The following is a 5,305-nucleotide window of genomic DNA, read 5'->3' as shown; positions in this document are numbered from 1 at the left end:
CGCACGATACGGCCGTCTCGATGGAACTCGAATACGCCGACTTTGCCACTCTCGAAGCGATGGCCAAGCAGGTCATGGCCCGGCAGTTCTTCGGGGTGAGTGGGCGTACCGCGTTCAGCCAGATAGCCCGGGGCGGCGGCTGCAACGAAGCGTTGGCGACGCGGGCCGATGGGCACGGCGATCATGTCTTTGGCCAGGCTCTCTTCATAGCGCACGCCGGCGTCATACCCGCCAGCGTTGACGTCGACAAAGGCGTTGTCCATGACGACTTCGACACTGACCCCTGGATAAAGGCGCAGAAAACGCGCCAGCAGGTCGGGTAACAGAAAGCGTGCCACCGGCACTGGCACATTGAGCTTCAGCGTGCCGACCGGGCGCTGAGCGTCGTCGTCCAGATCGTTGAAAGCGGCGTCGATTTCCTGCAAGGCCGGGCGCAGGCGCTCGAGCAATCGCTCGCCGGCGGCCGTCGGCGTGACGCTGCGCGTGGTTCGATTGAGCAGGCGCACGCCCAGATCGCTTTCCAGCCGACGCAGGCAGTCGCTCAACGACGAGGCGGACAGCCCGCGCTTTTGCGCGGCAGCACGAAATCCCCCCGCCTCGACCACCGCAGCAAATATCGACACATCGGTAAGGTTTGGTTTACGCATGGACGCTTCCTCTGCAAGCGGCTGACTGTACGCCATGCCGTACGGGCCATCCACCAATGCCCGACTTATCCTCGCGCATTCGTACACCGATACTGCTCACTCGCCCCCGCCAACCGGGGACCTGTCACGCGAATGAGAATCCCCCAATGAGCCATTCACCCGCTGCGCCGAGCAATACTGCGACCCAACGCCTCCTCAAGGCTGCCCGAATGCTGTTCGCCATTTCCGCGATGGCCGGCACACTGGCTGCGCAGGCTGCGCCCCAAACGGAGCCGAAGCCGGACTGGTCAACCCACGACATGCCCAGCCAGAAAGGCCGCATTGTGCTGGTGACCGGAGGGACCAGCGGCATGGGCTATGAAGACGCGCTGGCCCTGACGCGCGCCGGTGCCGAGGTGATCATCGCCGCACGCAACGCCGAGCGCGGCCGCGAAGCAATCACGAAGATCAAGCAAGCCGTGCCCGAGGCGCGCGTGCAATTCGAAACGCTGGACCTTGCCAATCTGCAATCGGTGCGCGACCTCGCCAACCGCCTGCAAGGGCGCCTGCCGAGGCTCGACGTGCTGATTAACAATGCTGCGATCATGTCGCCGCCTGTTCGAGGCGTTTCCGCCGATGGCTACGAGATGCAACTGGCGACCAATTACCTGGGGCATTTCGCCCTGACCGGCCTGCTGATGCCCCTGCTACGCAAAAGCGACGATGGTCGGGTGGTCAGCCTGTCGAGCATCGCCGCCGGGCGCGCAAGCCTGAACTTCGATGACCTGCAGGCTGAGCGCAGTTACGACCCTTTTGCCAGCTACAGCCAATCGAAACTGGCGGTTCTGAAGTGGAGTATTGAGCTGCAGCAGCGCAGCGATGCCGCCGGTTGGGGGATACGCAGCATCGCCGCGCACCCCGGCGTTGCCGTGACCGAGCTGATCGCCCGTGGGCCTGGCCTGGACAGTGAATTCGGCAAACAATGGGCTGTAGAGCGGGACCTGTATCATTCCGCAGCGCACGGCGCGCTGCCCACCTTATATGCGGCGACGGCGCTGGAGGCGGTTGGCGGTGCCTACTACGGGCCTACTGGTGATAACGAGAAGCGCGGGCCGCTGGGCTTCGCCAAGATGCCGCCGGCCGCTGCCGATCGCTCGAATTCGGCCACACTGTGGCAACTCTCCGAGCGACTGACCGGCGTCACCTACCGCTGATCGCCCGGCACGGGCAGGCTCCGTGCCATTGCCCCGCCACTCCCACAGGAGCGCAACATGGATACGTCTCTTCTCGCCCACCGCGCCGGCGCCATCATCAATGCCGAGGCTCACGAGCTGCGCCCTGCGCTCAACGGTTTTCTGCTGTTCGTTTGCCTGTTCGCCGGCTATTTCATGCTCCGCCCGATCCGCGAATCGATGGGCATCACTGCCGGCGTCGAGAACTTGCAGTGGCTGTTCACCGCGACCTTCCTGGTCATGCTGGCGGCCGTTCCGCTGTTCGCCTGGCTCAGCGCACGCGTGCCGCGCCTGCATTTCGTCGACTGGGTATACGGATTTTTCTGCACCAATCTGCTGTTGTTCGCCGCCTTGTTCCTCGGCGAGGAAAGCCCGTGGCTGGCGCGCGTGTTTTACGTGTGGATATCGGTCTACAACCTGTTTGTCGTATCGGTCGCCTGGAGCCTGATGGCCGATGTCTTCGACAGTGCCCAGGCCAAACGCCTGTTCGCGTTCATCGCAGCGGGCGCCAGCGTCGGCGGCCTGAGTGGCCCTGCGCTGAGCGCCTTGCTGATCGGTCCACTGGGCGAGTCCGGCCTGATGCTGCTGGCCGCTGTTCTGCTGGCCGCTGCGATGTGGTTCAAGCGCCAGCTGATGCGCTGGCGTGAACGGGGTGGCGCAGGACGCCCCGATGCCGCGCCGAGCGAAAGCCCTCGCAGGCCGTTGCCGGGCAATCCGTTCAGCGGTATGACGGCCGTTCTGAAATCACCCTATCTGCTCGGCATTTGCGGCTTTGTGGTGCTGCTGGCGACAGTCTCCACCTTCCTTTACTTCGAGCAGGCACGCGTCGTCGCCGAACACTTCCCGGACCGCGAGGCGCAGGTGCGCGTGTTCGGCATCATCGACTTTGTCGTGCAGGCGGGCGCCCTGCTCTGTCAGCTGTTCATCACTGGACGCCTCGCGCAAAGGCTCGGCGTCGGCGTGCTGTTGGCCATGGTGCCGCTGGTCATGTGCGCGGGGTTTATCGGACTGATCTTCGCCCCCGGCTTTGGCCTGATCGCCGCGCTGATGATCGTGCGCCGCATCGGTGAGTACGCCTTCGTGCGCCCAGGCCGAGAGATGCTGTTTGCCCCGCTCGATGCCGAAAGCAAGTACAAGGCGAAGAACTTCATCGACACCGTGGTCTACCGCGCCGGCGATGCCATCAGTGCCTGGGCAAAAAGCGCGCTGGACGCCCTCAGCCAAGGTGCAGGCATGGCAGCGCTGGTCGGCGCGTTGTGTGCACTGCTCTGGGGGCTGCTGGGGTGGCGGCTCGGCGAGCGGGCGGACCGCCGAGCCAGTGTGTCGGCGGCGCGGCAAAACCCCGCCTAGCGTTCATCGGTCATTGACTGAGACAGGCATTGCCGTAGAATCGCCCGCCCAAAAAATCAGCTTGCAGAGCGAGAAGGAGCTTCGATGCAACGGGTGATGATTGTTGGTCAGCCTGGGTCTGGCAAAAGTACGTTGGCACGCAAGCTGGGTAAGCGCACGGGGTTGCCGGTCGTGCATATCGACACGATCCATTGGCAGCCAGGCTGGATCGAGCGAAGCCCGGATGAGAAGACCCGACTCTGCCTGGAGGTCGAGGCGCGTGATCGCTGGATATTCGAAGGTGGCCATTCAACCACTTGGGAAAATCGCATCGCCCGTGCAGATCTGCTGATCTGGATCGATCGTTCGCCACCGCTTCGATTCTTGCGCGTCCTGCGTAGAACGCTGCTCAACCACGGTCAGTCTCGGCCTGACTTGCCGGAAAACTGCCCCGAACAGCTGGCGAATCTGCCGGAGTTTCTAAAGTTCATGTGGCGGACGAGAAAAACCTCGCGAGCCAAAATGCGCCAATTCGTGTCAACGGCGCCATCGGCTTGCCGGGTGGTTCATCTGCGGTCGAATCGAGAGACGAGGATTTTTCTTGAAAGCATTCGCCATGCACAGGGCCAGACTTTACAGACTGACTGACGGCTGACCGCTCCACCAGGGAACTGCCGGTGCCAGGCATCGTCCGAGCTTAAGCGTTTAAGCAAACTGCTCGCCACGAGGTTTCCGTTTGAAAGCTGCCATCGTCAAAAAATACCGTCTGATCATCAAGACCCTCGGCTACGTGGGCTGGTCTTTGTTCTGGTTGCTGCTCTGGGACATCGCCGTCACCGTCGACTTCATGCTGTTTCTTAATGCCAAGCTGAACCTGCCGTTGATGCCGCTGACCTTGCTCGGTTCAGCGTTGATCGTGTTGATCAGTTTTCGCAACAGCAGCGCTTACAACCGCTGGTGGGAAGCGCGGACGCTGTGGGGGTCGATGATCAACAATTCCCGCAGCTTCGCCCGGCAGGTGCTGACGCTGCTGGACGACGCTGGTGGCGAGGTTAACCCGATCAAATCCACGCTGCTGCGCCGCCACGTCGCTTACGTAAATTGCCTCGCCGCGCATCTGCAAGGCCAGCCATGTCCCGACGAGGTGCGGGCGTTTATTCCCGCCGAAGAATTCGCCCGCAGTGGCACGACCAATAACTTTGCCAACGATATCCTCACCGGCTCGGCGACTTTGCTCGCTCGCGAATACAAGGCCGGTCATCTGGACAGTATTCGCCTGGCGCGGCTTGAGTCGACCCTGGTGGATCTGTCCAACAGCCAAGGCGGCATGGAGCGGATCGCCAACACCCCGCTGCCCTACCCTTACGTGTATTTCCCACGGCTGTTCATTTCGCTGTTCTGCCTGATCGTCCCGATAGGTCTGGTGGAATCCCTCGGTTGGTTCACGCCGCTGGCGTCGACTGTGGTCGGGTTCATGCTGCTGGCCATCGAGCGCATCGGCACCGACCTGCAAAGCCCGTTTCGCCACAGCGAACACCAGATTCAAATGGAAGCGCTGTGCGAAACCATCGAAAAGAATTTGCAATCGATGCAGCGTGATTCGTTGGGGGATGTGCGCAGGGTTGAGGAGCCCGCTTGAGGCGCTGCTTTAGCAGCAGCGCTTTTCATCTGATGCGGAGCGGCTATTGACGAGTGTCCGCCGCCTCGGCCGGGTAAAACTCGCCCTGCTTGCCCATTTCTTCGAGTCGTTCGCGCGCTACCGCCTCAACACGGGCCACTGCGTCACGATCGTCGGGATCCACCAGCTGCAAGCACAGGCGTCGGACATTCTGATCATGGGTTCCCTCGCTGAGCATTTCGTGGGTGAAGACTTGTTCAGCACGCCATAGGCATAACTGAGTATGGGTCCCGCCGAGCCATATCTCGTTGATTGATCCAAGATCAGTGGTTGCCAGTTGATCCACGGTGATTGTCTTATCCATTGCGCCGTACCTTGAAAATGCTTGTACAGGTACGACTGGCAGGCGTAGCGAGTCGTTCAAGTCGGCGACAGTCCACCCACGCCCCACTCTCACTTGTTCGGAAGATTCTTATGAAATCGCCAAAAATCGAAGATTA

6 protein-coding genes are annotated in these 5,305 nt (G+C 61.7%); 4 read left to right on the top strand and 2 right to left on the bottom strand.

Features of this window, described 5'->3' with window-relative positions; all coding sequences use genetic code 11:
- The coding region (locus OQK_RS22375) for a LysR family transcriptional regulator (protein WP_038862070.1) at window positions 1-647 on the bottom strand (647 nt) is incomplete at its 3' end.
- A 209-nt stretch (window positions 648-856) separates the two neighbouring features.
- On the opposite strand from OQK_RS22375, the gene OQK_RS22370 reads away from it, so the two are divergent.
- From OQK_RS22370 to OQK_RS22355, 4 genes are all read left to right on the top strand, one after another.
- Complete coding sequence (locus OQK_RS22370) at window positions 857-1,840, top strand: SDR family oxidoreductase (protein WP_016774373.1); 984 nt, start codon at window positions 857-859, stop codon at window positions 1,838-1,840.
- 57 nt (window positions 1,841-1,897) lie between these two features.
- Window positions 1,898-3,208 carry an NTP/NDP exchange transporter gene (locus tag OQK_RS22365; protein WP_016774372.1) on the top strand — a complete coding sequence of 437 codons (1,311 nt, stop codon included), beginning with the start codon at window positions 1,898-1,900 and terminating at the stop codon, window positions 3,206-3,208.
- An 84-nt stretch (window positions 3,209-3,292) separates the two neighbouring features.
- Window positions 3,293-3,835 (top strand): AAA family ATPase, encoded by a 543-nt coding sequence (locus OQK_RS22360; RefSeq protein ID WP_016774371.1) that lies wholly within the window; start codon window positions 3,293-3,295, stop codon window positions 3,833-3,835.
- Between the two features lie 88 nt (window positions 3,836-3,923).
- A complete protein-coding gene (locus OQK_RS22355; RefSeq protein WP_016774370.1) occupies window positions 3,924-4,826 on the top strand; it encodes a bestrophin family protein in 903 nt (300 codons plus the stop codon).
- A 43-nt stretch (window positions 4,827-4,869) separates the two neighbouring features.
- Here OQK_RS22355 and OQK_RS22350 read toward each other — a convergent pair whose 3' ends face one another.
- Window positions 4,870-5,169 (bottom strand): hypothetical protein, encoded by a 300-nt coding sequence (locus OQK_RS22350; protein WP_016774369.1) that lies wholly within the window; start codon window positions 5,167-5,169, stop codon window positions 4,870-4,872.
- Window positions 5,170-5,305 lie beyond the last annotated feature (136 nt).

Origin of the sequence: Pseudomonas sp. R62 (assembly GCF_000257605.1) — a bacterium.
GTDB classification, from domain to species: domain Bacteria; phylum Pseudomonadota; class Gammaproteobacteria; order Pseudomonadales; family Pseudomonadaceae; genus Aquipseudomonas; species Aquipseudomonas atacamensis.
Note: the sequence above shows the minus strand (reverse complement) of the source record. Positions and strands in the feature narration are given on the sequence as shown.